The sequence below is a fragment of the Arcobacter pernae genome (genome assembly GCF_049472135.1).
GTDB lineage: Bacteria > Campylobacterota > Campylobacteria > Campylobacterales > Arcobacteraceae > Arcobacter_B.
In genome coordinates this window covers 322,059-348,216 of sequence record NZ_JBMOVV010000001.1, presented here as the reverse complement: position 1 = coordinate 348,216, position 26,158 = coordinate 322,059, and the positions used below count along the sequence as shown (strand labels likewise).

Here is a 26,158-nt window from a genome sequence, read left to right as displayed (position 1 = left end):
CATTTTATTTATTTCCTCACAGTAGTATGAGTATGATTATGCCCACCTTTTTTTACGCCATATGTTTGAAAAACATATCCCGTATAAAACTTCAAACACATATAAAAAACAATCAAAGCACTTGCAAAAGGAAAAGCTAAAACTTTTAGTGATGTCTTAGTATCAATAAGTTTTAACCTTACTATCATAATAATAAATGCCCAAATATATGCAATATGATTAAATATCTTAAATATATGAACCCACTCATCTCTTCTACTAGCAAGGGGTTTTATATACTCCATATCTAAAGCAAATGCTTGAATAAATCCATTTACTATATTTGAAGCATAAGAATAAAAGAAAAACTCTCCTATATGAGATAAACCACCTATGATAAATAAAGGAGCAAAAGCATAAGCTAAAGTATAAAAAGTCTTTTCATATGAGACTTTCATAATTTTTGAAGCTATATACATTCCAGATACACTTAAAAAAACAGATATTAACACAGCATATAATAAAGCAAACAAACCTATAGTATCAATAGAGCCAAAGTTTACAAAACCTTCAAAACATCTTGCTGTTTTAACCCAAAAAAACTCTTCAACTATTGCACTTCTTCCAAGTGCATGATGAAAACTCATTGTGATAGATATAACTGCTGTTATTAGTATAAGTGCCCAAACCTCAGCCTTATTTGTTTTAAACTTACCAAAAACATTTGAAGATGGTTTTTTTAAAGAAAAAGCCACATTCTCACAAGAACTTGCACAGTCCATACATAAAGTACAATCTTCCATAGAGTTCTTTTTGTCAAAAGTAAATGGTTTTAAGTTATAGCTACATGCACTTGCACAATCAAAAGTTTTACAAGTTGCACAGCCATCTTTATATGTTTCTAACTTTGTAAAGCCAATCTTTGAAAAGACTTTTGTCAAAGTTCCAATAGGACAGATATACTTACAATAAGACATATTTTCATATACATAAAATACTAGTACTGCAACTATAGTCATAACAGTAAACATAATAGCTGTTGCAATTGGTGTTTTAAATAAACTTGGATACATATAATAAACCAACCACCAGCCAACTAACAAAATAGTTAAACCAATAAAAGGATTAGCTAAAAACTTTGGCATTTTTTTATTTAAACCAATCTTTGTAATATATTTTCCTATAAAACCATGGGGACAAACTCCACAAAACACTCTACCTAAAGTAGCTAAACTAACTACCATAAAAAAAGGCCAAAATAGATTCCAAAATAGTCCTGTTGTAAATCTATTTTCACTTTTAGTTTCATAGGCAAAACCAAAATAGATTGCATATATAAATAATGAAAAAACTAAAAGTTTTAAAACAAATAAAAATTTTGTATTTTTAAACATAAAGCCTATTAAAGGAAATGAAAAAATATCATTTCCTTTTCTTTTTATAATCTGTTTCATTTTTTAGTCCTTTAAAACTTATATGTATATGTAAGCATTGCAGTTCTTGGAGCTGCTGCTTTATAAGTAATATCACCGTCTAAATCTTTTTGTGCTGACATTGCATAGTGTTTATCAAAAAGGTTATTTACATTTAACTGTATATTATGATTTCTTTTTTCATATCCAATTATCAAGTCAGTTACAAAATCATAACCTTCGTATTTTTGTGAGTTTGCATTATCCATATAGTAGCTACCCCATGATCTAACCTGCACTCTTGTTTTAAAGCCTTGATTTTTATACATTGCAAACATTGAGTATTGGTGTTTTGGAATATAAGGTAAGTAGTTACCATTTCTATCGTAAGTTCCTTCTTCTTTAAACTCTTTAAATTTGAAGTTACTATAAGCGTAAGAGCCACCTAAAGTTACATTTTTATTTAACATATAAGCTGTATTAAACTCTAAACCTCTTTTTTGTGTTTCCCCTGCATTTTCATATGATGTAGTCCAATTTTGTTTTACAGCAGTAACTTCATCTTTAACATCATTTTGATAGATAGCTAAGTCATAAGAGTATTTATTTGCTCTTGATTTTAAACCAATTTCATAGTTTCTACTTTTTGTCTTTTTTAGTGTTCCTTTATTCTCAACAATATTTGTTTTAAGTTCATTATCTGTTGGAGCTTGATTTGCTGAGGCAATTGAAGCATAAAAATTGGTAATCTCATTTATGGCATATGAAAAACCAACTTTTGGAGATACCAAAGTATACTCTTCATCTATTGAATATAAACCATCACCAGTTTTATAAGTATCTCCTCCAAAACCACTCCAGTTATATTCTAAAATTTCATTTCCATCTACATCAAACTTTACTCTATCAACTCTAATAGATAAATCAACTAAAGTTTTATTTGAAGGTTTAAAACTCTCTTGAAAATATACTCCATATAAAGTAGCTTTTGAATCTTCAACATTTGCTAAATCTCCTTTTTCTTCAGATAGAGTTTTAGAAATACTATTGTTACCCATTCCAACAATTGTATAATCTTTATATGTATACTTCTTAGAATCCTTACTTACATCTTGTTTTGCAGTAATTCCTGCAACTAAAGTAGCATCATTTGAAAAAAGTTTATGTTTATAGTTTAATTCTAAATCAGTACCATAGATATTATTATCAGTACTGTCATTTATCATTGCAGTTACAGGATGATAATGATCCCATGTGTTAAAATAAACTCTTGGTTTATAAGTGATGTCTCCAACTGTTTTCTCATATCTTGCATTTAAAAATAGTATTTCAGAGTTTCTTGCACTATTTTGCCAAGGTGAACTTGTATCTTTTTGTTCCCCTGTTTGTTTAAACACTTCAAACTCACTTTGGGTCATAGAAGCAGGTAATTGCATATTTGATTTAGTATAAGCTACTTCACTTTCAAATACAGAGTCATCATCAAATAAATATCCATACTTCAAACTTAATTGTTGTGAATCAATATCATTGTTATCTCTCCAACTATTATCATTTTTAGTTGTACTTGCATTTACTGAAATGTAGTTTTTATCATCAAGTGCAGTTGAATATCTAAAGTTTGACTGACTAGCCCCATAAGTTCCAAATCCAAACTTCAATCTATTTTCATCTTCATCAAAAACAGATTTTGTAATAAGTTGTATTACTCCTCCGGTTGCATTAGCTGCTTGAATAGAGCCAGGTCCTTTTTGAACCTCTATTGATTTTACATCTTGCATATCTATAAAATCAAATCTTGTAAAAGCATCAGGGTCAGTCATTGGAACCCCATCTTTTATAATCATGATTTCTCTAACCCCATATCGAGCTTTAAGTCCAGCTCCTCTTATGATAAGCCTAGGACTTGAACTATTTGTTGAGCTTTCTACATTTACCCCTGGAACTGTGTTTATTGCATCTGAAATGTTGATGATATTTTTATCATCTATTTCTTCTTTACTAACAACTGATATACTTTGAGTCACTTCTTTTGTAGCTCTTTGAACTTTTGTTGCTGTAACTGAAATAGAATCAAGCGTGATTGTGTCGTTTGAATATGCAAATGAGCTTAGATAAGCTATTGCAAAAAGTGAGTGTTTGATTTTCATATTATCCCCTAAATAAAGTCAAAGGGGATAATAAAATTGTTGTGTTAAAAAAAAATTAATTTTTTGTTAACTAAATGTTAAGTTTATAAAGTTTAACTTTTAAGGACTTGTATAATAAAGAAAAAAGCCAAAACCAACAAAACTAACTATAACTCCAAATCCTGAAATAACTGCAGAATCTGAAAATATCATTCCTGGATCATCTACTTCATCTTGCAAAAAGCCACTTAATGAAGGATATTTACCTAAAGTTATAATTTTTAAAATAATAAACCCTACAAAATAAAAAAATAAATGTGTTAATTTACTTCCCATTGTTTTTTTTCCTAATCTTCGCAAAATTCTTATATGTAGTAATTACTAAAATTTTTTCACCCTCTTCAAACTCTTTTTCATCAATATCACTATCGATTTCCCAGTATGTTCCTTTGAAGAAGACTTTTTGATTTTTGATTTGTCCTATTCCGCCTTCTTGTAAATAGTTATCATTTACTTTCTCAGTAGAATCTAAAAACTTTTCTAACACTTTTTTTCTAAGTACTAGTATAAATAAAAGTGAGATTATTGATACACTTGCAAGTTGCCAAACTCCATCATTGAAGTCATATGCCATACTTATAAATGCTGTGATTAAAAAGCCTAAACCAAACCAAATTAGTATAAATGAAGCTATTACAGCTTCTAAACCTATTAGAACAACCCCTATTCCTAAAAGAATATAAGGGTTAATTACATCAAGAAGCATTATTGTTTGTGTTTCCATTACTTACACCTTTGAAAAAAGCATCTCCTAAAACCGAAGTACTTCCTATCATTTGAGTTACATCATAAGGCAATATCATTTTGTCATTTGAAGGACTCTCAGCTAAAGCTTTAAATGCTTGAATTCTATCTTTTGCTAGTAAGAACTCTGCTGCTTTTTCATTTTGACTCATTGCTTCATTGATAAGTCTCATAGCCTCTTGTTGACCAGCAGCTATTCTTTCTTGCTCATATTTTTTTGCATCTGCCATTCTCTCTATTGCTTCTGCTTTTAAAACCTCTTCTTGCTTGAAAGCTTCAGCACTTCTAATAACAGCTTCTTTATCAGCTCTTGCTTTTGTTTCAATTGCTCTTTTTTCTCTCTCCGCTTCCATTTGCATATTCATTGCTCTTTGAATATCAGAAGGAACTTCAATATCTGAGATTTCAACTCTTGTAACTTTTATTCCCCAGTTAGCAGCGGCACTTCCTAATTCTGTTTGAAGTTTTGCATTTAGTGTTTCTCTATTTGATAAAGTATCATCTAAATCCATACCACCAATTTCAGCTCTTAAAGTTGTCATCGCAAGATTTGCAATTGCATTTTTAAAATCTACTACATTATAAGTAGCTTCTTTTGCATCATCAACCTTACAAAATACAATACCATCAATTGAAATATTAACATTATCTTTAGTAATAACTGATTGTTTTGCAATATCTACTAACTGTTCTCTTGAAGTAAGTTTTGCTCTTACTTGATCAACGATTGGAATAATTACATGAAATCCTCCATGTAAAATCTTATTAAACTTTCCTAATCTTTCAACAACATATAAATCTGATTGAGGAACAATTCTTACACCTTTTGCAATAATAATTAAAACAAAAACAATAATAGCAAGGGGAAACACTAGAGTTTCATCTATCATAACGAATCCTTTAAATAAATTTTATCTATAATATAATAATTTATTTAAAGAAGTGGTGAATCTATGAAAAAGATTATAAATATTAGTTATTTAAAAGATTTTTTAGATTTAGATTAAATCTATTTCCATCCTCTAAAGTATCGATAGTAATAGTAATTCTATTCTTATCACAAAACTCTTTTACTATATTTAGTCCTAAACCAAATCCATCATTTGATTTATTCTCTTGAAAGTATTTATCAAAAATGATAAATAAGTTTTTTGTGTCTATCTTATCTCCTGTATTAAATACAGATAAAACATCATCTTTAAAATCTATTTTTACTATAGGATTATCTACTCTATTATATTTAATAGCATTTGAGATTAGATTATCAAGTATTTTTTCAAACCCATTAATATCACTATTAATTTTTATATTTGGTATTGACACCTTTATAGTAGTCTGTTTTTTTATATCATCAAATTTACATACACTTTTATTTACAATCTCATCTAAATAAAACTCTTGCTTTTCAATTTTATCAATCTGTTTTTTTATATCATATTCCATATTTTCATATAACTTCAACAAATCATCACTTGCTTGCTTTATTCGGCCTAATCTTTTTAGACTCTTTTCATCTTCTATTTTTCTTTGAAGCATTTGCGTATTCATCTGAATAGTTGAAACTGGAATATTCAGTTCATGAATTGTCTCTTTTAAACTTTGTTGTAAAGCTTCATCACTTTTAAAAAGTGGTTTTAAAATATTATTTGCAAAACTTAAAAATATTATTAGCCCTAAAAGGACTAAAGGAATAATAATAAAAATAAAATTGTCCTGATTTAAACCAAAGATAGATACTAACATAAAATTAAAATACAAAATTAGCGTAATCGTAATAGTAAAAACAATAGATATAGATATTAAAAAGTCTCTTTTTTTAGAATTCAATTTTATACCCTACACCTTTGATATTTGATAAAGACTCTTTACCTAAAAGCTTTTTAACAGAATTAATATAAACCCTAATCGAGCCTTCACTATACTCTTCTTCTACACTCCAAAGCTTCGAAATAATCATTTGTTTTGTAACAATCTCTCCTCGATGCTCTATAAACAACTCTAATAGTTCAAGAACTTTAATAGGAAGATTTAAATCAACTCCATTTTCGTAAACTCTTTTTGAAATAGAATCAAACTCCAAAGTTTCAGTAAGTTTTATAGCATCAAAACTTTTTTTGTTTCTTTTAAACAAAGCCTTTATTCTAAGTATCAACTCATCTAAGTCAACAGGCTTTTTAAGGTAATCATCGCAACCTTTTAAAAATCCTTCATGAAGGGTTTCTTTATCTTTGTATGAAGTTAGAAAAATAGATGGAGTTTCATCACCTGCTTGTCTTAGTTGTTGCAATAAATCAAGGCCATTGATTTTAGGTACATTTATATCAAAAATATATAAATCATATTTATTTTCATAATTTAAATCAAGACACTCTTCACCATCATAAGCAATATCAATCTCAAAACCTTCATCTTCTAAAAAATCTTCTAATGTAGAAGCAAATAGCTTATCATCTTCCAATAATAATATTTTATACAATATCTTTCCTTATCAAAAAAATAATATTATATTCAACAATAGTTAATTTTTAGTTAAACTACATAATTTATACACTTTTGTACTAATTGTTAACCAAAATAAGATATAATAAAAATTAATGATAACTAACAATATAACACAAAGGATTTTATTATGGGTGCTAATATTTCCATAAAGTTAAAACTAATAGTTTTAGCTATCGTAATAACACTAAGTTTTATATTTATTTTAGTAAGTGAAAGAAGTGCTATGAATGAACTTCAAACTTTAGGAAAAATGGATCATCATACTGAACAATTAAATGTAAAACTTTTAGAACTAAGAAAACATGAAAAAGACTTTCTTGCAAGAAAAGACTTTAAATACATAGACAGTTTCAAAAAAACTTTAAATGATGTTTATGAAATAAAGAACCTTTTAAAATATGATTTAACATATTTTGATTTAGATACATCTTCTCTTGATGAATATGAAGTAACATTAAAAACTTATGCAAGAAAATTTTTAGAATTAGCCGAAGTTCAAAAAACTATTGGACTTACGCCAACTGATGGATTATATGGAGACTTAAGAGCTAAAGTACATCAAGTACAAGATTATGCAAAAAAACAAAATGATACATATCTTTTATCTACTGTCTATGATTTAAGAAAACAAGAAAAAGATTTTATGCTTAGATATAAACAAAAGTATATTGATAAGTTTAATAAAATCATTGACAAACTTCTTAATGATAATAGATATACGCAAATGCACTCTCTTTTACAACAATACCAAAAAAGCTTTTTATCTTTAACTAAACTTGAAGAACAAAAAGGTTTTGATCATAAAAGTGGTATTTTAGGTGAATTAAGAGCTACAGTTCATCAAACAGATATGCAACTTGATAAATTAACTAAAATAATTGGTGATGCATTTATTCAGAAGAAAGCTGACATAAGTCTATACTCACTTATCATAACATCTGCAATTGCAATATTTATTATTTTTGCACTAATTGTATTTAATAGACAAATTTCAAAATCTTTAAAAGAGTTTGAAAAAGGATTAAATAATTTCTTTGCATTCATAAATCACGAAACAAGCGATGTAAAACCTTTAAACGATAAAAACAATGATGAAATTGGAAACATGGCTAAAATCATCAATAGAAACATTGAAAATGCAAAAATAAACATACAAAAAGATAGAGAACTTATAGATGATGCTACAAGTGTAGCAAACAAGATTAAAGAAGGATATTTAACAAGTAGAATATCTCATAGTTCAAACTCAAAAGAATTAAATGAACTTAAAAATGTTATCAATGAAATGTTAGATACTTTAAATTTAAATATTGAAAACATAAACTCTGTGTTAAATGAATTTGCTAAATATGATTATACAAAAGAAGTAAATACATCAAATATAAATGGTGAGATATTACAACTTTGTACAAACATAAACACTGTTTCAAAGAGTATAAATGAGATGCTAAAAGAGAGTAAATCAATAGGACTTGGTTTACAGACAAGTGCAAATAGTTTAGTTTCAAATGTTGAAAACCTTACATCAAATGCAAACTCAACAGCAGCTTCACTTGAAGAAACAGCTGCAGCAATTGAAGAAATCACTTCAACTATTGTAAAAAATAATGAGAGTGTTCAACAAATGTCAACAAACTCTGAAAAAGTTAAAACAGCTGCGACAAATGGTGAAATGTTAGCAAATCAAACAACTAAAGCTATGGATGATATAAACGAACAAGTTTTAGCAATAAATGAATCTATTGGATTAATTGACCAAATTGCATTCCAGACAAATATCTTATCTTTAAATGCCGCTGTTGAAGCTGCTACTGCTGGTGAAGCTGGTAAAGGTTTTGCTGTTGTTGCGCAAGAAGTTAGAAACTTAGCTTCTAGAAGTGCAGAAGTTGCAAAAGAGATTAAACATCTTGTAGAGATTGCTACTTCAAAAGCAAACGATGGTAAAGAAATCTCAGATAAAATGATTCATGGATATAGTGATTTAAATGAGAATATTCATAGTACTATAAATCTAATAGCTGATATTTCTACTGCATCAAAAGAGCAGCAAATTGGTATGGAACAAATCAATGATTCAATCAATCAATTAGATAAACAAACTCAAGAGATTGCAAATATTTCTTCAAATACTCAACATATTTCAGAAGAAACAAACAAAATGGCTGTAGAGTTAGTAAAAAATAGTGATGAAAAAGAGTTTATAGGAAAAAATGAAGTAAAAGCAAAAAGTGTTGATTTTAAAACAACGGAAATAAATACTTCAATAATAACTTCTTCAAAACCTGTAAAAAAAGAAACTCCAACAGCTTCTAAAAAACAAACGACTGAAATAAAAGAAAATTTATCAAATGATGATGAATGGGAAAGTTTTTAAAAAAAGAAAGAAAGCTTCAAAGATTATTTAAAATCTTTGAAGTTTTGTCTTAATGCTTCATAAGCTACAATCGACACAGAGTTTGCAATATTTAAACTTCTTGCCTCATTTGTCATAGGAATAGTAATACATCCCTCTTTATGTTTATCCATAATTGATTCAGGTAAGCCAGCATCTTCTCTACCAAAGTAAAAAAAGTCACCAGTTTTAAATTGTGCATCAAAATAGATTTTATCAGTTTTAGTTGTAGCAAAAAAGTGTCTGTCATTTAAAGGATTCTTTTCCCAGAACTCTTCAATATTTTCATACTCATAAACTTCTAAGTCGTACCAGTAGTCAAGTCCAGCACGTCTTACTTCTTTTTCTGTAATCTCACCAAAGCCATAAGGTTTAATAAGATGAAGTTTACAGTTCATAGCAAAAGCTAATCTACCGATAGTTCCAACATTTCCTGGAATTCTTGGTTCATGTAATACTAAATTAAACATTATAAGATTACCGTTTTATTTCCGTATACAAATACTCTATCTTCTAGTAATAACTGGAAAGCATTTGATAATACGATTTTTTCTACATTTCTTCCTGCTTTTCTCATATCTTGCCAAGAGAAAGTATGGTCAACTGTTACTACATCTTGAGAGATAATAGGACCTTCATCTAAATCATCAGTAACATAGTGAGCCGTAGCTCCAATAATCTTAACACCTCTTTCATGAGCTTGTTTATATGGATTTGCTCCAATAAATGCTGGTAAGAATGAGTGGTGAATGTTTAACACTTTTTGTGGGTATGCTTGTACAAACTTAGGAGTTAAAATTCTCATATATTTTGCAAGAACAATTACTTCAGGCTCATATTTGTTAATCTCTTGAATCATTAAATCTTCATGAGCTTCTCTATCCATACCTTCTGCACTAATACAAGTAAATGGAATATCAAACTTTTCAACTAAATCTCTTAAATCTTCATGGTTAGCAATTACAGCTTTAATATTTGCATTTAGCTCACCATCAATATATCTAATAAGTAAATCACCTAATACATGAGACTCTTTAGTAGCTAAGATAACAACATCTTTTTTAGCTTTTTTGTTAAGTCTAATTCTTGAGCCTTGAGGTAAAACTTCTTTTAACTCTTTAAGTAAAATGTCTCTTGAGATATTTCCTGAGATTCTAGTTCTCATGAAAAATTTGTTAGTGTCTGGATCAACATATTCAGCATTTCGCTCTATGTTTAAGTTGTTTGCAAAAAGTACTTTTGAGATATTGTAAACTAAACCTTTTGCATCTTCAGTATCAATTAAAAGTATATACTCTTCCATTATCGTCCTATAATATTATTCTCATTTTAAATTAAATGAGAATAATACCTTTTTCTTAATTAATAGATAATTTAACCTATACCATATGAGAAAGTTTTTCTCTATATGCCTCTAAATCAAACTCTTTTACTCTTGCAACACCAGTTTCAACTGCTGCGTTTGCTACTGCTGCACTTACTTCAACCATAAGTCTTTTATCAAATGGTGTTGGGATAATATACTCAGGACCATAAGATAAGTCACCAAACATAACTTTTAGTTCAGGGTATAATGGCTCTTTAGCTAAATCTGCAATTGCATGAGCTGCTGCCATTTTCATAGTCATATTAATTTTTCTAGTTTGTACATCTAATGCACCTCTAAAAATAAATGGGAATCCAAGTACATTATTTACTTGATTTGGGAAGTCACTTCTTCCTGTTCCGATAATTGCATTTGGTCTTACTTCTCTAACTTCTTCAGGGAATAACTCTGGAGTTGGATTTGCAAGTGTAAATACAATTGGACTTTCACTCATAAGTGCAATATGCTCTTTTGTAAAAGTTCCTGGTCTTGATAAACCTAATACCATATCAGCATCTGTAAATGCTTCTTCCATAGTAAGTGCATCATCAATCATAAAATCTTTTTTGTATTTATTTAAATCAGTTCTACCTTTATGAATAACACCTTTTGAATCACACATAATTAAGTTTTTAACACCTAATTCTTTATACATGTTTGAACAAGAAATAGCTGAAGCTCCTGCACCCACAACTACTACTTTCATATCTTCTGGTTTTTTATTCATCATAGAAGAAGCGTTGATTAATCCTGCAGTTGTAATAATAGCCGTACCATGCTGGTCATCATGCATAACTGGAATATTTAACTCTTCAACTAATCTTTTTTCAATCTCAAAACACTCAGGTGCTTTAATATCTTCTAAATTAATTCCACCAAATGTTGGTGAAATTGCTTTTACTGTTTCACAAAATTTATCAATATCTTTCTCATCAACTTCAATATCAAAAGAATCTACCGCTGCAAATTTTTTGAATAATACAGCCTTCCCTTCCATAACTGGTTTTGAAGCTAACGCGCCAATATCTCCAAGACCAAGTACAGCTGTACCATTTGAAATAACTGCAACTAAATTTCTTTTTGAAGTATAAGTATATGCAGCTTCTGGGTTATCTTTGATTTCTTCACAAGGATATGCAACTCCTGGAGAGTATGCAAGAGATAAATCTCTTTGTGATTCTAATCTTGTAGTTGTAGCAATAGCAACCTTTCCAGGGTTTGGAACTTTATGATAATCTAATGCTTCGCTTTTTGTTACTTTAGTACTCATTCTAATCCTTAATATTTTCTACTTTCTTTAAAATGTGGTAGAATAGTAACAGAAGAAACCTTAAAAAAGATAAATTTTGAAACTAATTTAATTTCCAAGGTTCAATTAAGGTAATTATGTAAAAGTTATGTAAAAAAGAATATATAATTAATTTTTTTAATACAACTTTAATAATTAATTTATTTCTAATTTACATTTAAACATCTATTTTATGGTACTTTTTATATTATTTCATTTTTAAAACTTAAGGTTAAGATATCACAAAAAATAAATTTTTACACCTTAAGTTTTTTTAAGTTTAGAGCTATTTTTGAGTAATTTCGTAAAGATTGAATTTAAAGTTTTATAACACCTGCAAATCTACCGGTTTTTGGGTCTTTTCTATAGGAATAGTGTTCAGTTTTTGAACATTTTGTACAAATTTTTGAAATTTCTATATTTTTTACTTGATTTTGTTCTAAAATTGCACGGTTTATTCCTTGAAGATCTATATTTTTTTCAAATATAAACTCTTTTCCAAAGCTTTTTTCAACTATATTTAAAAGCTCCTCATTTACTTCATAACAGCACTTTTGAATACTAGGTCCCATCAAAGCTTCAATATTTTCACCTTTACATCCAAAATTGTCTTTCATAATATCAAGTGCAACTTGTACTATCTTTAGAAAAGTAGAGTTTCTTCCTGCATGAAGTGCTGCAATAACACCCTCTTTTTTATCATGTAAAAGGATAGGTATACAATCTGCAACCATCACCATCAAAGGTAAATTCTTTTCATTTGTAATTAACCCATCACAGTTATCTATACACCTTGGAGAGTTGTGATTTACAACAACTACATTATTTCCATGAACTTGATTCATATATCTTAAATCACTAAATCTATATCCATATTTTTTAGCTAAAGCTTTTTGATTTTTATCTACATTTTGTTTTAAGTCACCTACATGATAAGCTAAGTTTCCATCATTTTTATCTGTAAAAACTGCCAATATTTCATTCATAAAGTTTTGCCTTTTTACTGTTTTTCTTATTGTACTGAAAAAAGTTTGATTTTGATATAATGTTATTTTTAGATTAAAGGATAAAAATGAATAGATTTGATGAAGCAGCAAAAACATGGGATCAAAAACAATCAAGTATAGACAGTTCAAATGCCTGTGTAAACAACCTTTTAGAAAAAATAAAACTTAAAGATAATGCAAATATTTTAGACTATGGTTGTGGTACTGGTTTTATCGCTTTTGCTTTAAGTAATGAAACAAATAATATTTTAGGAATGGACTATTCTGATGGAATGGTTTCAAGATTCAATGAAAAAGCACAAGAGTTAAATTTTGATAATATCAAAGCAATTAAACATAATATGAATGAAGAAGAACTACCAAAAGAAGAGTTTGATTTAGTAATATCTTCTATGACAATGCACCATATAAAAGATACAAATATGTTTGCAAGAAAATGTTTTGAGGCTTTGAGAAAAGACGGTGTTGTTTGTATAAATGACCTTGAAAAAGAGGATGGAACTTTCCATAAAAAGCACAACAATGATGGTGTTGAACACTTTGGATATGAAAAAGAAGATGTATGCAAAATATTTGAAAACCAAGGTTTTGAAATAATCTCTTGTGATACAGTTTTCAAACACGAAAGAAATGATAAAGAGTATCCACTTTTTAATCTAATCGCTAAAAAAAGGTAATCCTACCTTTTTTTAATGCATTGCACTACAAGGACTCATTCCTGTTTTGAAAAAATTTGCAGTAACTGTATCCATAGTTTGAATATGATTTATAAGCCAATTTAGTAAATCCACTTCAAGATAAGCTAAAACTACTTCTATATCATTATCTGATTGAAAATTTTTAAGAATGTAATCCATATACTCCAAACATCTATCATGCTCACCTTTGTGCATCATATAAGGTGGAAATCTAAGCTGTAACATTATAGCCTCTTCACCTTTGAAATGCTTTACTGTATGATCAAACCATTTTTCATAGCAGGCTATAAGTTCTTGTTTGTTTTCTTCTGTTGTATTTTCTTTAAATATTACCGCTTTTGTATGTAACTCATTTATAATATCAACATCTTCATAATGTACATCATTCATAAAATCTTCTGCTACAAGAGGTAAGTTGTTTTTATCTATTAGCATATTTATTGCCTTTGAAATTTTTATTGAATTTTTACATAATTTACTTAAAAAAGCATTGATTATAATCAAGTATTATATTTTCAATAAGATTTTGATAAAATCACACTTTTAAACTAAGGGAATATATATGTCACAAACAAAAGAAAAATTCGTAATATTTGGAAATCCAGTAGCTCACTCAAAATCACCACAAATGCAAAATGCAGGTTTTGAAGCACTAAACTATGATGGAGTTTATGAAAAACACCATTTAGAAGATGGAGCAACTATAAAAACTGCTTTTTTAGAAAATTCATATGAAGGAGCAAACATCACAGTTCCTCATAAAGAGTTTGCGTACAAAAACGCCGATGAAGTAAGAGGATTAGCAAACAAAATCCAAGCAGTAAACACATATATAAATGAAAATGGAAAAATCATAGCATACAATACAGATGCACCAGGCTTTCTAAAAGCAATAGAGTCTTTTGGAGAGGTAAAAAATGTACTGCTTTTAGGAGCAGGAGGAACAGCAAAAGCAATCGCCCTAGCCTTACAAGAAAAAGGTATCAAAGTAACAGTACTAAACAGAAGTGCAGGAAAACTAGAGTTTTTTAAAAATGAAGGTATCATTTCATACTCATGGGATGATTTCAAAGCAGAAGAGTACGACCTAGTAGTAAACTCAACAAGTGCAGGACTAAAAGATGAATATCTTCCATGCGACAAAGAAATCCTAGAGCCAATTTTAGAAAAAGCCTCATTTGCTTTTGACTGTGTATATGGGAAAATCACACCATTTTTAGCACTAGCAAAAGAGAATGACTGTGAGATAAAAGATGGAGAAGACATGCTTCTTTTCCAAGGTGTTTTAGCTTTTGAATACTTTACAAAACAAAAAGTTGATGATGATGTGGTTGAAGCTATGAGAAAGGGTTTAAAAGGAGAGTAAAACTACTCTTCTTTTTCTAGTTCTTTTATTCTTTCTAATATTTTTTTTCGTGTTTCTTCAGGAAGTTTTGGAATTCTTCTTCACTTATTTTATGTACATGTTTAATTTCTTTTCTCATATTTTTTAAAAAAACTGATTCAAGTTTAGTATCAGTAATATAACAAATTCCATTATCAAAAGCAAATTGATAAAAATCATTTTTATTTATACCAATTAAAAATGAAGCGTTACATCTTGATGTAATTTTAGATATTTTATCTTCAACTTCTATATACAGTACACTTAAATAGTCTAAATAATCATCTCTTATAGAAATAGAAAATCTACCATCAACATCATCTGTATTTATAACATTTCCTTCAATTCCAACAAAACTATAGTTTGATTTATCATCTTTGTCAATTTTTATATCTGATATGACTTTTATATTATGCATATGAGACATACTACTAGTTCTAAATAAAATATTTCGCTTTTCTTTTATTTGGTTTTTTTATTAAATTCTTCTTTCTCTAAAATTTCAATATCTTTTTGTTCTTCAACTTTAGTTTTCTCTTCAATTTTTTCTTGAGGAACATAAACAAAAACCTCTTTAACTTTCTCAACTGTTACAGGAACTTCTTCTTTAACGATTTTGACTTTATATTTTTCTTATTGAAAGAATAAAAAATAAATATAAGAACAAATTATTATAAATAATAATAGTATTATTGTTTGTATTTTTTTATCACTTAGATCAATGTTATCCATAAAAAACTTCACTTTTAGAACTATTTACATAACTGTTATAAAAAGATAAGATATTCTCATATACTTTTGAGTATTTTGAAGCTTGCTCTATTCCTACAGTTTTTGATAATGACTCATGAGAATTTTTTAAAGTTGAAAATAGATATTTGAACTCTTCTAAGCTTATATTCTTATTAAAAACTGTAGATTATAAGAACTTACTTCAAGAGCCTTTGGGGTAATCTGATTTTTGTTTTAAACTTTAATTAAAAATATAATATATTATCCAAAACAAAATCAAAAAGGATTATAGATGTCTTTCTGTACAAACTCAAATACTATTGAAAAAAATGATATTCCAAAAACTCAAAAAGCACAAATTGCTGTATTAACTCCAAATGAAGATAAAGACTTCATTGTTAGAAAAATCAAACTAAGTTCGGGTGGTTCTATGCCAAATCACACAAACAAAATTCAACACCAACAGTATGTTTTAAAAGGTGAAGCAAAAGTTGTGATAGGAGAAGAAGAGTATCATGCAAAAGAAGGTGATTTTTTATATATTCCAGCTGGCATAAATCACTATTATGAAGCTTGCTATGGAAGTGATTATGAGTTCTTATGTATGATTACTACAAAAGAAGATGAAATCACTATGCTTTAAAATATTATAAAAAGATAGGAAACTCCTACCTTTTTATATCTAAACTAAACCTTGTTCTATCATTGCATCAGCTACTTTTTTAAACCCTGCTATATTTGCACCTAATACTAGATTTGTAGGCTCTCCAAATTCAGAAGCAGCCTTCGTTGCAGTATCAAAAATATCTTTCATAATCGTTGAAAGTTTTGCATCTACTTCTTCAAATGTCCAGTTAACCATTGAAGCATTTTGTGCCATTTCAAGTTGACTTGTAGCAACACCTCCAGCATTTGCTGCTTTTCCTGGCCCATAAGCAATTTTCTTTTCCACAAAAAGATTTACTGCATCTTTTGTTGAAGGCATATTTGCCCCTTCACTAACACAAACACAACCATTTTCTAAAAGATTTTTTGCATCATTTAAATTTAATTCATTTTGTGTAGCACTTGGGAATGCTGCATAACATGGCACTGAATATACAGCATTTGTATTCTCTTTATACTCTTCAACTGGAATATATTTAGCGTTTGGTCTTTGTTTTATATATTCAGTAAGTCTTTCTCTTCTTACTTCTTTTAGCTCTTTTAGAAGTTCTAAATCAATACCCTCTTCATCAAGAATCATTCCTTTTGAATCACTACATGTAACAGGAATCGCTCCTAAATGGTAAAGTTTTTCTATTGTATAAGTTGCTACATTTCCACTTCCAGAAACAACACATCTTTTACCTTCCAAAGACTCACCTCTTGCTTCAAGCATATATTTTGCAAAATATACAGAACCATATCCCGTTGCTTGTGTTCTTCCTAAAGAACCACCCCAGTTTAAAGACTTACCAGTAAATACACCTTCATATCTATTTACAAGTTTTTTATACATACCAAACATATATCCTATTTCTCTAGCACCTACTCCAATATCTCCTGCAGGTACATCTGTATTTGGTCCTATATGTCTATAAAGTTCTGTCATAAAAGCTTGACAGAATCTCATTATTTCATTGTCTGATTTTCCTTTAGGGTCAAAATCACTTCCACCTTTTCCACCACCAATTTGTAATCCAGTAAGCGCATTTTTAAAAATCTGCTCAAATCCTAAAAACTTAATAACACCTGCATTTACACTTGGATGAAACCTAATCCCACCTTTATATGGTCCTAAAGCAGAGTTAAATTCAACTCTAAAACCTTTGTTTACTTGTATTTCACCATTATCATCAACCCAGTTAATTCTAAAGAAGATTTGTCTTTCTGGTTCGACAATTCTTTCAATAATTTTATGATTTTTGTACTTTGGATCTTTTTGAATTAAAGGTCTAAGTGATTCAAGTACTTCCTCCGCAGCTTGATAAAACTCTGTTTGAGAGGGACTTGTTCTTTTTAAATAATTGAATACTTCTTTTACGTAAGGCATATTATTCCTTTGATTAAAATTCCAATAAAATTAACATACAAACAAATATTTAACATAATTTAATAATATTTTTAAAATGTTATTTGAAAATTGTAGTTAATAATATTTAACTCTTTCTGCATATCAATACTTTTCTATATATGAATTCTTAGTTTATCGTATGAGGTTTATTATGAGTGTGATTGCACATTATCAGATTCTTTTAAATTAAAACTAAATTTTGTAATCTAATATATTAATTTTTAATATTTTGATAATAAAAGTTACATTTATTTATGTTTTTAGAAAATATAACACATAATATAATAACAATATTAAACTAGTATTAAAGATATATTTGAAGTTTTAAATTTATTTGACATGAAAAATTTGATACACTTGCACTTAAATTTAAAACAAAAGAGAAACATTGAAAAAAACATTTAAACTTGAAGATGGTAGAAGACATCCAGATAGAATCATTGATGCTATTAAATATGAAGTAAGAAAATACATCAAAAGAGAAAAAAAGAAAAAGCTACCTGAAAATGTAGATTTTTGGAAGTTTGAGTGTAAAAGTTCTATAAATGGTGAAGAACCACAACACCTAGACTTTTTAGATATTACAAAAGCAATAGACAATGCAGCTTCATCTAAAGCTGAAACTTTATACTTAGAGATTCTAGCAACTCCTGGAATTAAAGAAAAAAAGAGTGAACAAGAAGACTCAGAATAAATATACATGAGTACTTTAGCACTTTATATAATAGGAACACTTTCAGTACTTTTACATGGTATTGGCACTGCTCAAACAAGTCCTGTTTTATCTAAGCTTTTTATAGGAAGTGCTGTTGTACTTATCATTCCTGATTTATATTATAGTGGTGGTTTACATGGTGCATACCAATCTATAATCATTGCTATTTTATTTTTTTTAGGGGCTTTACAACTTGAAAAAGTTGAAAAGCTTGTAAAACTATTTTTACCTTTTTTTACCCTTTTTTTATTATATAAACTTCAAGAACCAATAGGAATACTTTTAGTATTAGCAGGTATAACAACTACTTTAGCAACAATCGCTAAAGACAATATAAAAGTTAAAAAATTTCTTTTTATCTCCCTTTCATGCTGGGGAACTTATGCTTTTTTCAATCAAGCTTGGTTTACACTAGCCTTTGATATATTAGGAATATTAGGAATATTTTACTCATTAAATAAAGAAAGAAAAAAAGCTTTAATCAACTAAAACTTCACATTTTTAAATAAAAGTGCTAAAATATAACATATAGTATAACTTTTATAAAGTGAGGTTTTACAATGAAATATTTTTTTATAATTCTTACTTTACTTTTTACAATAAATCTATACTCTTCTAGTATCAAATTAGATATTATAATTGAAGAAAATGTACTAAAAGACTATAAAAAATTTATGCAAAACAAATCTCCTTTGGATATTCAAGAGTTTAAATATCACACTTCAAGAAGAAGTGTAGTGGAACTTGTTCTATTTCAACAAGCTTTATTTTTAGGTGGAGATTACAAAGTTGAGCTAAACTTCATCATCTCCCCCACATATTTAAGAGAACTTCAACAATTAAAACAAGCAAAAGGTATTAGTACAGGAACTTCTTTATGGTTATACGACCTAGAAAAATTAAAAGATTTTGTCTATATTAGTGATCCACTAATCAGAAATAATGAATTTGAAGCAGGTTTTTATACAATAGAATCAAATAAAAAAGCTTTAAATGCAAAATCACTTGAAGATATCCAACAATTAATAGCTATATCAAATAAATACTGGGTTCCTGATTGGAAAACTCTAGAAAGAATAAAACCTAAAAAGCTTATTCATGAAATAAAATGGAAATATATGACTAGAATGGTTAGTATAAAAAGAGGTGATTTTTTATTAGCTCCTTTTCAAGTAACTAATGACTTATCTTTTAAAACAGAGGATATAAAATTTATTCCAATAAATGGTTTAAAAGTTGGTCTTGAAGGCTCAAGACACTTTGCTATAGCTAAAAACTATCCTAATTCAAAAGAGATTTTTAAAGCCTTAAATAGAGGTATAAAAATACTTAGAAAAAGTGGTATAATTGAAAAGGCATATAAACAATCAGGCTTTTTCAATGAAAAAGTAAAAGATTGGAGAAAATTATGAAAAAGATATTTTTAATTTTATGTTTTTTTATTTCAATGCTTTTTTCAAATGCAAATGAACTAAAAGTAATTATTGAAAAAGATGTACTTGATGACTATTTAAAATTTATAGAAAATAAAGACCCTTTAAAAATGACAGACTTTAGAGGGGAACACTCAAGAAGAAGTACTGTAGAGTTAGTTCTTTTACAACAAGCCTTAGAAAGAGGTGGTTATAAAGTGCCTTCTTTAAAATTTATCTTAACTCCTTCATACACAAGAAAAATTGTACAACTAAAAAATGGTTCTGGTTTTTCAAGTGGAACATCATTATGGTTCTATGACTTAGACAAACTCAGAGATTTTGTATATATTACTGAACCTCTTATACTAAAAGCAGAGTATGAAGCTGGATTTTATACAGTTGAATCAAACAAAAAAGCTTTAAGTGCAAAATCACTAGAAGATATTCAACAACTAACAGCAATCTCAAATAAGTATTGGGTTCCTGATTGGAGAACATTAGAGTCTTTAAATTTAAAAAAACTTATCAACACAACAAAATGGAAATTTATAGTAAGAATGGTTAGTATTAATAGAGGTGATTTTTTACTAGCATCTTTTCAACCAACACCAGATTTATCATTTTTAACAGAAGGTGTAAAACTTGTGCCTATACAAGGTTTAAAAATAGGATTAAATGATAGTCGACATTTTGCCATTTCAAAAAAATATCCAAACTCTAAAGAACTTTTTGAAGCTCTAAATAAAGGTATTAAAATACTTCGAAAAGAAGGTGTTATCACTAAGGCATATAAACAATCAGGCTTTTTTAATGAAAAAGTACAACACTGGAAAAAACTAAACTAAGAATATCTACTTCATCTTTTTTATAGCAACAATTAAGTATTATATCCCAAAAATTTATTATTGAATAAAAGTATAAAAGGATTATTAGTTTGAAGAAAAGAAATCATATTAAAAAAATATCAGATTATGCTATGGTTGGTGGTCTTGGTGCCATCTTAGTTACAGGTCTAGTTGGATGTAGTGATAGTGGAAATAACAATCAACAACAGCAAGGTCAAAGTGATGCATTTTCTCAAGCTTCACAAAAGCAAGGTGCTTTTGTAATTATTGAAGAGTCAGCAGAAGGGAAATATGCAATTGCTGATGAATTCCCGGCTTCAAAAACAACTATTGTTTTAAGAAAACCTGATGGAACAGAAAGAATCTTAACACAAGAAGAGATTGATAAATTAGTAAAAGAAGAAGAAGCAAAAATTGATGCAGGGACATCTGCTCTTACAAACCCAGAGATGTCAAATGGTGGAATGGGACTTGCAGGAGTTTTATTATCTTCAATTGCTGGTGCGATGATTGGTTCATGGTTAGGGAACAAACTATTTAACAATCAAAACTACCAAAACCAAAGAAAAGCTCAATACAAATCTCCTCAAACATATAGTAGATCGCAAAGTTCATTTAGTAAAAGTCCTACTTCTTCTAGTACATCGAGTTCTAGTAAAAAAAGTGGATTCTTTGGAAGTAAATCTTCAACGTCTTCAACTTCAAGTTCAAAAAGTTCATTTAGTTCTTCTAAATCTTATGGTGGGTGATAAATGAAATTACAAAAATTACAACCTTTAACAGACGAATATTTAGAATCAATTGGTTTTGTTTGGCATACAGATGAAGATAATTCTTCATATGTAGCAGATGAAATAGTAGAGATTACTCCTGAAGAAGCTGATGCATACTATGAAGCAACAAATGAACTTTATGATATGTTCTGTGAAGCTGGAGAGTATGTAGTAGAGAATGATTTATTCCACGAATTAAATATACCTTTTAATCTTGTAGAAATCATCAAAGAATCATGGGAAAATGATGTACATTGGCATTTATATTCAAGATTTGATTTAGCAGGTGGAATTGATGGTAAGCCTATTAAACTTATAGAGTTTAACGCCGACACACCAACTTCACTATTTGAAACAGCTATTATTCAATGGGCAATGCTAAAGAAAAATGGACTTGATGAAGCAAGCCAATTTAACAACTTATATGATGCACTAAAAGATAATTTCAAAAGAATCATTACACTTGATAGTGATTTAGAAAAGTTTGATGAATACTATTCAAAACTTGGTTGGAAAATACTATTTACATCTATTTCAGGACTTCCTGAAGATGAAAATACAACTAAACTTTTACAACATATAGCAACTGAAGCTGGATTTAACACAGACTTTGAATATATTGACCAAGTTGGATTTAATGATGAAGGAATTTTCAAAGAAGATGAACTATTTGAATTTTGGTTTAAACTGATTCCTTGGGAAGATATTGCTATTGACGAAGGTGAGTTAGCACTTATTTTAACTGAAATTATAAAAGATAAAAAAGCAATCATTTTCAACCCAGCATATACTTTAATGTTCCAATCAAAAGGATTTATGAAAATTCTTTGGGATTTATATCCAAATCACCCACTTCTACTTGAAACTTCTTTTGAGCCACTAGAAGGTAAAAAACAAGTTGAGAAAAGATGTTTTGGTAGAGAAGGTGCTAATACAAAAATCATAAATGAAGATGGAAGTATTGATGTAGAAACACAAGGTGAATATGAAGGTCATAAAGCTATCTACCAAGAGTATGTTGAACTTCCAACTGATAGTGAAGGAAACTCTTATCAAGCAGGTGTATTCTATGCATATGAAGCATCTGGATTAGGATTTAGAAGAGGTGGAAAAATCCTAAATAATATGTCAAAATTTGTAGGACATGTTATCAACTAAATCAAAAAATAACTAAGGCAAAACCTTAGTTATTTTACTATTCCTCATAAAACTCAAGCTCTCCATAAGCATCAAAAATATTTCTTGAATTTAACTCATCATATAAAGCTTTATCTTTAAACTCTTCAAGTTTTACAACACTATTTACATTAGCTGCACCTATATCTTCTTCAACTGCTTCTAAAACTCTTTGCTTTAATAATGTAAAGTATTCTAAAGTTTCATCTATTGCTGTTTTTGAAGTATCAAATCCATGACCAGGAATTAAAGTATCCCATTTTTTACTCTGAATCATCTCTAAAGCTTTTAATGAACCAATAACAGAACCATCTCTATTTGAAGTAACTCTACCGTTCATAACTAAATCACCTGTAAATAATATTTTATCTTGAGGTACATATACAAATAAATCTTCAGATGTGTGAGCTTTTACTCCTACAGGTATCATCATAAACTCTTTTTGCCCTACTTTAATATTTGTAGCTTCTGTGATAACTTTATCAAGTTTAATCAATTTTGTATTTTTTATTTGTTCTTTTGATAAAACATTAAAAACTCTAGTTTTATATCCTAGTTCTACTTGCTCATTAATTGAACTAGTTCCTATAATTTCACTGTTAAAACTTTCTTTAAAAAAACTATTCCCTAACCAATGATCATCATGACCGTGAGTATTTAAAACTTTTACAACTGGTAGTTTTTCTATTTTTGCCATTCTTTCATATGATTGTTTTGCTAAATTGTAGTTTGAACCACTATCAATAACAACATAACCTTTTGTAGTTTTTACATAACAAAAATTTGACATAAATGCGCCATTTTCTTTTTTTGGCATATCTAAATTACCTAAAAAACACCATGTTTCTTCTGCAACTTTTTTTGGTTTTAGATTATAATCAAATGCAAGAGATAAACTAGCTGTAGCTATTAAAAGTAAAAAAAACTTTTTCATCCTCTATTTTCCTTAATAAAAATTTATAAATCTATTATAATAAATTTTTATATAAAAAAAGCTCAAATAACTACTTCTATAAAAATCATCAAAATTAAGATATAATGTAAAATAATTTTAATTAAGCTAGAAAAATGGAGTTTATATGAATAGTATCTTAGCTTTAGAAGAGTTGATAAAAGAAGAAGAAAAAAGAGTTGCTTTACTTCAAAAACAGTTATCAAATCATGAATCAGGAGAGAATAAACTATCACGACTAGCACTAGCCTCTACAGAATCTACACTTGAAGAAAATCAAGAAAAGCTTACAAAACATAAAGCAATGTATGAAGAACTTTTAAAACAAGATTTAAAAGAGCTTGAAGAAAAAGAGAAACTTGAAGAAGCAATAAGAAGAAAAAAATATTTTGAAAATCAGAATATTAGAATTAAAAATAATAATGAAAGAGCAGATGATCAAAAACTTGAAGCCATGATGATATTAGACGAACTTCCAGATGAAGTTCAATTTGAAGATGATGAACTATTTGAAATAGCAGAAAAATCCCTTGAATTAAATCTTAAAGATCATAAAGAGTTAAAAGACGAATTAGCAACAATCAGAAAAGATTTTGAATCTCATTTAAAAAACTGTAAAGATGAAAAACTATCAAAAATAGAACTCCTAAATTTTAGAATACCTATTTTAGTTCTTCATTTTAGTGTATTATTTAACAATATTCAAAATAATTTTGTTCCTAAAGAAGGTGAAGAAGAGAAAAAAGAAGAGACTAAGAAATTTACTGGCTTTCCAAGATATGAAGATTGGTGGATACAAGAACTATGGAGCAGCCATCAAGCATATTTTGCATTATTTAAATTCAAAGCAATTATCATGAATCTATGTAAAACAGGAGAACAAAAAAGATCATGGTCTAAAATATTTGATAGTTGGGTATTTGTAAAAAAGATTCTCACTGATAAAGGTGCCTTGGCATATGATTATCATTTTGCTTTAGATGCCTTGCTTCATAAATATGCAAGATTAGATGAAGAGCTTGAAAGTAAAAACTTAGAGTCAATGGAAACTATTATTAAAAGAATCACTAAAAAAGAAGACTTTACAAAAATATCAAGAAACCATAGATTAGTTACACCTTATCTAAAATTCAAAAAGGATAAATTAAATAGTATTAAGTAAAACCTTAAAACTATTTTCTATTCTTTTTAAATCCCTTAAAAGTAAAATTGGATTATGATTTAAATAACTATTTTTTTTCTTAAAATCTTTAATTCTAATATCAATTTTTCCATCTATTAATACAATACTATAAAATACTTTTCCATCACTAAAACTTATAGATAAAGGTAAATAATACTCTTCTTGGTCATCAGCTAAATACCACATTGATTCATTATTTATATCAATATATGGTAAAGATGATTCTATCTTGATTTGGGAAAAACCTTTTTTATTAAAAAGAATCTTCTTAATATTTTTAATATTTAAAATCTCTTTATTAACATTTTTTTGAACTCTTTTATACATTGTTCTCCACATAAAAGAGTTCAGTCTTCTTGTGCTATCTAAATGCTCTAAAGGCTCATCATTTACATAATGTATACTATTCATATGATTTTATATACTCATCCATAATGTTAAAGTCTAAATTCTCATCAAACTTAATATCTAAGTCCATTAAATATAAATCTTTTATATTAAACTTACTTAATTTTACTAAATCTTTACCTGTTGTTATAAAACTATAACCCTCATATTCTCTAAATACTGTTTCAATATCTTCTTTAGTAAAGTTATGGTGGTCAGGGAAACTAACTATTTTAGTATCTTTTGGTAAAAACTCTAGTAACCGTTTTGGTTTTGAGATTGCTGTAATTAACAAAAGTTTTGAAGGTAATTCAATCTCTTTCCCATTTTTCTTAAAAGTAATAACTCTGTCAAAGTCTTTACCCTCTTTTAGTTCAATATCAGCATTAAAATAAAAGCCTTTAGGTTCTCTGTAACAACCACTAGGTAAACAGAAGATATTTGTAGGCTCTTTTTTAGGTCTTAATAAAATATTGAATTTCTTGATATGGTATTTTGAAAAACCATCATCTAAAAAAACTATTTTACAACCTAGCTCTTTTGCTTTTTGTATAGCTTTAACTCTATTTTCACTAACAATAACAGTAGCTTTGGGTAAAGAATTAGCTAAAAGCATAGCTTCATCACCTGATGTTTTTACATCTTCTAAAACTTTTCCATTATGTGAAACTACATACAAACCTTTTGACTCTCTACCATAACCTCTTAAAACCACACAAGCTTTTTCATATCTTGAAGCAAGTTTTATAGCAACAGGTGTTTTACCACTTCCACCAACAATAATATTTCCAATAGAAATTACAGGTATTCCTAGATGTATCTCTTTTGCCATAGCTCTTTTTAGAAGAATAATAAGCATATAAATAAAAGTTAAAGGTAATAATAAAAAGGAAATTAGTTTTTGAAAAGCATTTGGATAGAAGAGATACTCTTCTACCCAAGTATATAGTTTTTGTTTCAAGT

28 protein-coding genes are annotated in these 26,158 nt (G+C 28.2%); 11 read left to right on the top strand and 17 right to left on the bottom strand.

Features of this window, described 5'->3' with window-relative positions; all coding sequences use genetic code 11:
- Window positions 1-8 precede the first annotated feature (8 nt).
- From ACH5BF_RS01735 to ACH5BF_RS01705, 7 genes are all read right to left on the bottom strand, one after another.
- Window positions 9-1,433 carry a 4Fe-4S binding protein gene (locus tag ACH5BF_RS01735; RefSeq protein WP_423272275.1) on the bottom strand — a complete coding sequence of 475 codons (1,425 nt, stop codon included), beginning with the start codon at window positions 1,431-1,433 and terminating at the stop codon, window positions 9-11.
- Window positions 1,434-1,444: 11 nt separating this feature from the next.
- Window positions 1,445-3,541 (bottom strand): TonB-dependent receptor, encoded by a 2,097-nt coding sequence (locus ACH5BF_RS01730; protein ID WP_423272274.1) that lies wholly within the window; start codon window positions 3,539-3,541, stop codon window positions 1,445-1,447.
- A 99-nt stretch (window positions 3,542-3,640) separates the two neighbouring features.
- Window positions 3,641-3,856 (bottom strand): hypothetical protein, encoded by a 216-nt coding sequence (locus ACH5BF_RS01725; RefSeq protein ID WP_423272273.1) that lies wholly within the window; start codon window positions 3,854-3,856, stop codon window positions 3,641-3,643.
- Window positions 3,846-4,304 carry an NfeD family protein gene (locus tag ACH5BF_RS01720; protein WP_423272272.1) on the bottom strand — a complete coding sequence of 153 codons (459 nt, stop codon included), beginning with the start codon at window positions 4,302-4,304 and terminating at the stop codon, window positions 3,846-3,848. The genes ACH5BF_RS01725 and ACH5BF_RS01720 overlap by 11 nt, the downstream gene beginning before the upstream one ends.
- Window positions 4,276-5,214 carry an SPFH domain-containing protein gene (locus ACH5BF_RS01715; protein ID WP_423272271.1) on the bottom strand — a complete coding sequence of 313 codons (939 nt, stop codon included), beginning with the start codon at window positions 5,212-5,214 and terminating at the stop codon, window positions 4,276-4,278. The genes ACH5BF_RS01720 and ACH5BF_RS01715 overlap by 29 nt, the downstream gene beginning before the upstream one ends.
- A gap of 82 nt (window positions 5,215-5,296) precedes the next feature.
- Window positions 5,297-6,151, bottom strand: coding sequence for a sensor histidine kinase (locus ACH5BF_RS01710; protein WP_423272270.1), 855 nt, complete (start codon window positions 6,149-6,151; stop codon window positions 5,297-5,299).
- Window positions 6,141-6,800, bottom strand: a complete 660-nt coding sequence (locus tag ACH5BF_RS01705) for a response regulator transcription factor (RefSeq protein WP_423272269.1) — start codon at window positions 6,798-6,800, stop codon at window positions 6,141-6,143. Before ACH5BF_RS01705 ends, ACH5BF_RS01710 begins: the two co-directional genes overlap by 11 nt.
- 153 nt (window positions 6,801-6,953) lie before the next feature.
- Here ACH5BF_RS01705 and ACH5BF_RS01700 point away from each other — a divergent pair, with 153 nt between their 5' ends.
- On the top strand, window positions 6,954-9,200 hold the full coding sequence (locus tag ACH5BF_RS01700; RefSeq protein ID WP_423272268.1) for a methyl-accepting chemotaxis protein: 2,247 nt from the start codon (window positions 6,954-6,956) through the stop codon (window positions 9,198-9,200).
- 23 nt (window positions 9,201-9,223) lie between these two features.
- On the opposite strand, the gene ACH5BF_RS01695 is transcribed toward ACH5BF_RS01700, so the two are convergent.
- The 4 genes from ACH5BF_RS01695 to pgeF form a co-directional block, all read right to left on the bottom strand.
- On the bottom strand, window positions 9,224-9,688 hold the full coding sequence (locus ACH5BF_RS01695) for a tRNA (cytidine(34)-2'-O)-methyltransferase (protein ID WP_423272267.1): 465 nt from the start codon (window positions 9,686-9,688) through the stop codon (window positions 9,224-9,226).
- Window positions 9,688-10,521 carry a formyltetrahydrofolate deformylase gene (purU, locus tag ACH5BF_RS01690; protein ID WP_423272266.1) on the bottom strand — a complete coding sequence of 278 codons (834 nt, stop codon included), beginning with the start codon at window positions 10,519-10,521 and terminating at the stop codon, window positions 9,688-9,690. The genes ACH5BF_RS01695 and purU overlap by 1 nt, the downstream gene beginning before the upstream one ends.
- Window positions 10,522-10,597: 76 nt before the next feature.
- On the bottom strand, window positions 10,598-11,854 hold the full coding sequence (locus ACH5BF_RS01685; RefSeq protein ID WP_423272265.1) for a malic enzyme-like NAD(P)-binding protein: 1,257 nt from the start codon (window positions 11,852-11,854) through the stop codon (window positions 10,598-10,600).
- Between the two features lie 335 nt (window positions 11,855-12,189).
- Window positions 12,190-12,858: a peptidoglycan editing factor PgeF gene (pgeF, locus tag ACH5BF_RS01680; RefSeq protein ID WP_423272264.1), complete on the bottom strand. Its 669-nt coding sequence runs from the start codon at window positions 12,856-12,858 to the stop codon at window positions 12,190-12,192.
- An 86-nt stretch (window positions 12,859-12,944) separates the two neighbouring features.
- On the opposite strand from pgeF, the gene ACH5BF_RS01675 reads away from it, so the two are divergent.
- The gene (locus tag ACH5BF_RS01675; RefSeq protein ID WP_423272262.1) at window positions 12,945-13,556 is read left to right on the top strand and encodes a class I SAM-dependent methyltransferase; all 612 of its coding nucleotides are present in this window, start codon (window positions 12,945-12,947) and stop codon (window positions 13,554-13,556) included.
- 12 nt (window positions 13,557-13,568) lie between these two features.
- On the opposite strand, the gene ACH5BF_RS01670 is transcribed toward ACH5BF_RS01675, so the two are convergent.
- Window positions 13,569-14,012: a bacteriohemerythrin gene (locus tag ACH5BF_RS01670; RefSeq protein WP_423272261.1), complete on the bottom strand. Its 444-nt coding sequence runs from the start codon at window positions 14,010-14,012 to the stop codon at window positions 13,569-13,571.
- A 127-nt stretch (window positions 14,013-14,139) separates the two neighbouring features.
- On the opposite strand from ACH5BF_RS01670, the gene ACH5BF_RS01665 reads away from it, so the two are divergent.
- Window positions 14,140-14,943 carry a shikimate dehydrogenase gene (locus ACH5BF_RS01665; protein ID WP_423272260.1) on the top strand — a complete coding sequence of 268 codons (804 nt, stop codon included), beginning with the start codon at window positions 14,140-14,142 and terminating at the stop codon, window positions 14,941-14,943.
- 34 nt (window positions 14,944-14,977) lie between these two features.
- Here the strand turns inward: ACH5BF_RS01665 and ACH5BF_RS01660 are convergent, their stop codons facing one another.
- Window positions 14,978-15,379, bottom strand: coding sequence for a hypothetical protein (locus tag ACH5BF_RS01660; RefSeq protein ID WP_423272259.1), 402 nt, complete (start codon window positions 15,377-15,379; stop codon window positions 14,978-14,980).
- 606 nt (window positions 15,380-15,985) lie between these two features.
- Here ACH5BF_RS01660 and ACH5BF_RS01655 point away from each other — a divergent pair.
- Window positions 15,986-16,336 carry a cupin domain-containing protein gene (locus ACH5BF_RS01655; protein WP_423272258.1) on the top strand — a complete coding sequence of 117 codons (351 nt, stop codon included), beginning with the start codon at window positions 15,986-15,988 and terminating at the stop codon, window positions 16,334-16,336.
- Between the two features lie 39 nt (window positions 16,337-16,375).
- Here the strand turns inward: ACH5BF_RS01655 and gdhA are convergent, their stop codons facing one another.
- Complete coding sequence (gene gdhA / locus ACH5BF_RS01650; protein WP_423272256.1) at window positions 16,376-17,728, bottom strand: NADP-specific glutamate dehydrogenase; 1,353 nt, start codon at window positions 17,726-17,728, stop codon at window positions 16,376-16,378.
- Window positions 17,729-18,137: 409 nt separating this feature from the next.
- Here gdhA and ACH5BF_RS01645 point away from each other — a divergent pair, with 409 nt between their 5' ends.
- The 6 genes from ACH5BF_RS01645 (at window position 18,138) to ACH5BF_RS01620 (ending at window position 22,655) form a co-directional block, all read left to right on the top strand.
- Entirely contained in the window at window positions 18,138-18,443 is a 306-nt protein-coding gene (locus ACH5BF_RS01645) for a DUF6172 family protein (protein ID WP_423272255.1), read from the top strand.
- A gap of 6 nt (window positions 18,444-18,449) precedes the next feature.
- Window positions 18,450-18,953 (top strand): YgjV family protein, encoded by a 504-nt coding sequence (locus ACH5BF_RS01640; RefSeq protein WP_423272254.1) that lies wholly within the window; start codon window positions 18,450-18,452, stop codon window positions 18,951-18,953.
- A 71-nt stretch (window positions 18,954-19,024) separates the two neighbouring features.
- Window positions 19,025-19,876 carry a hypothetical protein gene (locus tag ACH5BF_RS01635; protein ID WP_423272253.1) on the top strand — a complete coding sequence of 284 codons (852 nt, stop codon included), beginning with the start codon at window positions 19,025-19,027 and terminating at the stop codon, window positions 19,874-19,876.
- Complete coding sequence (locus tag ACH5BF_RS01630; RefSeq protein ID WP_423272252.1) at window positions 19,873-20,724, top strand: hypothetical protein; 852 nt, start codon at window positions 19,873-19,875, stop codon at window positions 20,722-20,724. The genes ACH5BF_RS01635 and ACH5BF_RS01630 overlap by 4 nt, the downstream gene beginning before the upstream one ends.
- An 89-nt stretch (window positions 20,725-20,813) precedes the next feature.
- Complete coding sequence (locus ACH5BF_RS01625) at window positions 20,814-21,473, top strand: UPF0323 family lipoprotein (RefSeq protein WP_423272251.1); 660 nt, start codon at window positions 20,814-20,816, stop codon at window positions 21,471-21,473.
- 3 nt (window positions 21,474-21,476) lie between these two features.
- The gene (locus tag ACH5BF_RS01620; protein WP_423272250.1) at window positions 21,477-22,655 is read left to right on the top strand and encodes a glutathionylspermidine synthase family protein; all 1,179 of its coding nucleotides are present in this window, start codon (window positions 21,477-21,479) and stop codon (window positions 22,653-22,655) included.
- A gap of 37 nt (window positions 22,656-22,692) precedes the next feature.
- On the opposite strand, the gene ACH5BF_RS01615 is transcribed toward ACH5BF_RS01620, so the two are convergent.
- Window positions 22,693-23,607, bottom strand: a complete 915-nt coding sequence (locus ACH5BF_RS01615) for an MBL fold metallo-hydrolase (RefSeq protein WP_423272248.1) — start codon at window positions 23,605-23,607, stop codon at window positions 22,693-22,695.
- A 145-nt stretch (window positions 23,608-23,752) separates the two neighbouring features.
- Between ACH5BF_RS01615 and ACH5BF_RS01610 the strand changes: the two genes are divergently transcribed.
- Complete coding sequence (locus ACH5BF_RS01610) at window positions 23,753-24,787, top strand: hypothetical protein (RefSeq protein WP_423272246.1); 1,035 nt, start codon at window positions 23,753-23,755, stop codon at window positions 24,785-24,787.
- Here the strand turns inward: ACH5BF_RS01610 and ACH5BF_RS01605 are convergent.
- Both ACH5BF_RS01605 and ACH5BF_RS01600 read right to left on the bottom strand, forming a co-directional pair.
- Window positions 24,770-25,219: a hypothetical protein gene (locus ACH5BF_RS01605; RefSeq protein WP_423272244.1), complete on the bottom strand. Its 450-nt coding sequence runs from the start codon at window positions 25,217-25,219 to the stop codon at window positions 24,770-24,772. The genes ACH5BF_RS01610 and ACH5BF_RS01605 overlap by 18 nt on opposite strands.
- Window positions 25,212-26,156, bottom strand: coding sequence for a tetraacyldisaccharide 4'-kinase (locus ACH5BF_RS01600; protein ID WP_423272243.1), 945 nt, complete (start codon window positions 26,154-26,156; stop codon window positions 25,212-25,214). Before ACH5BF_RS01600 ends, ACH5BF_RS01605 begins: the two co-directional genes overlap by 8 nt.
- Window positions 26,157-26,158: the final 2 nt, after the last annotated feature.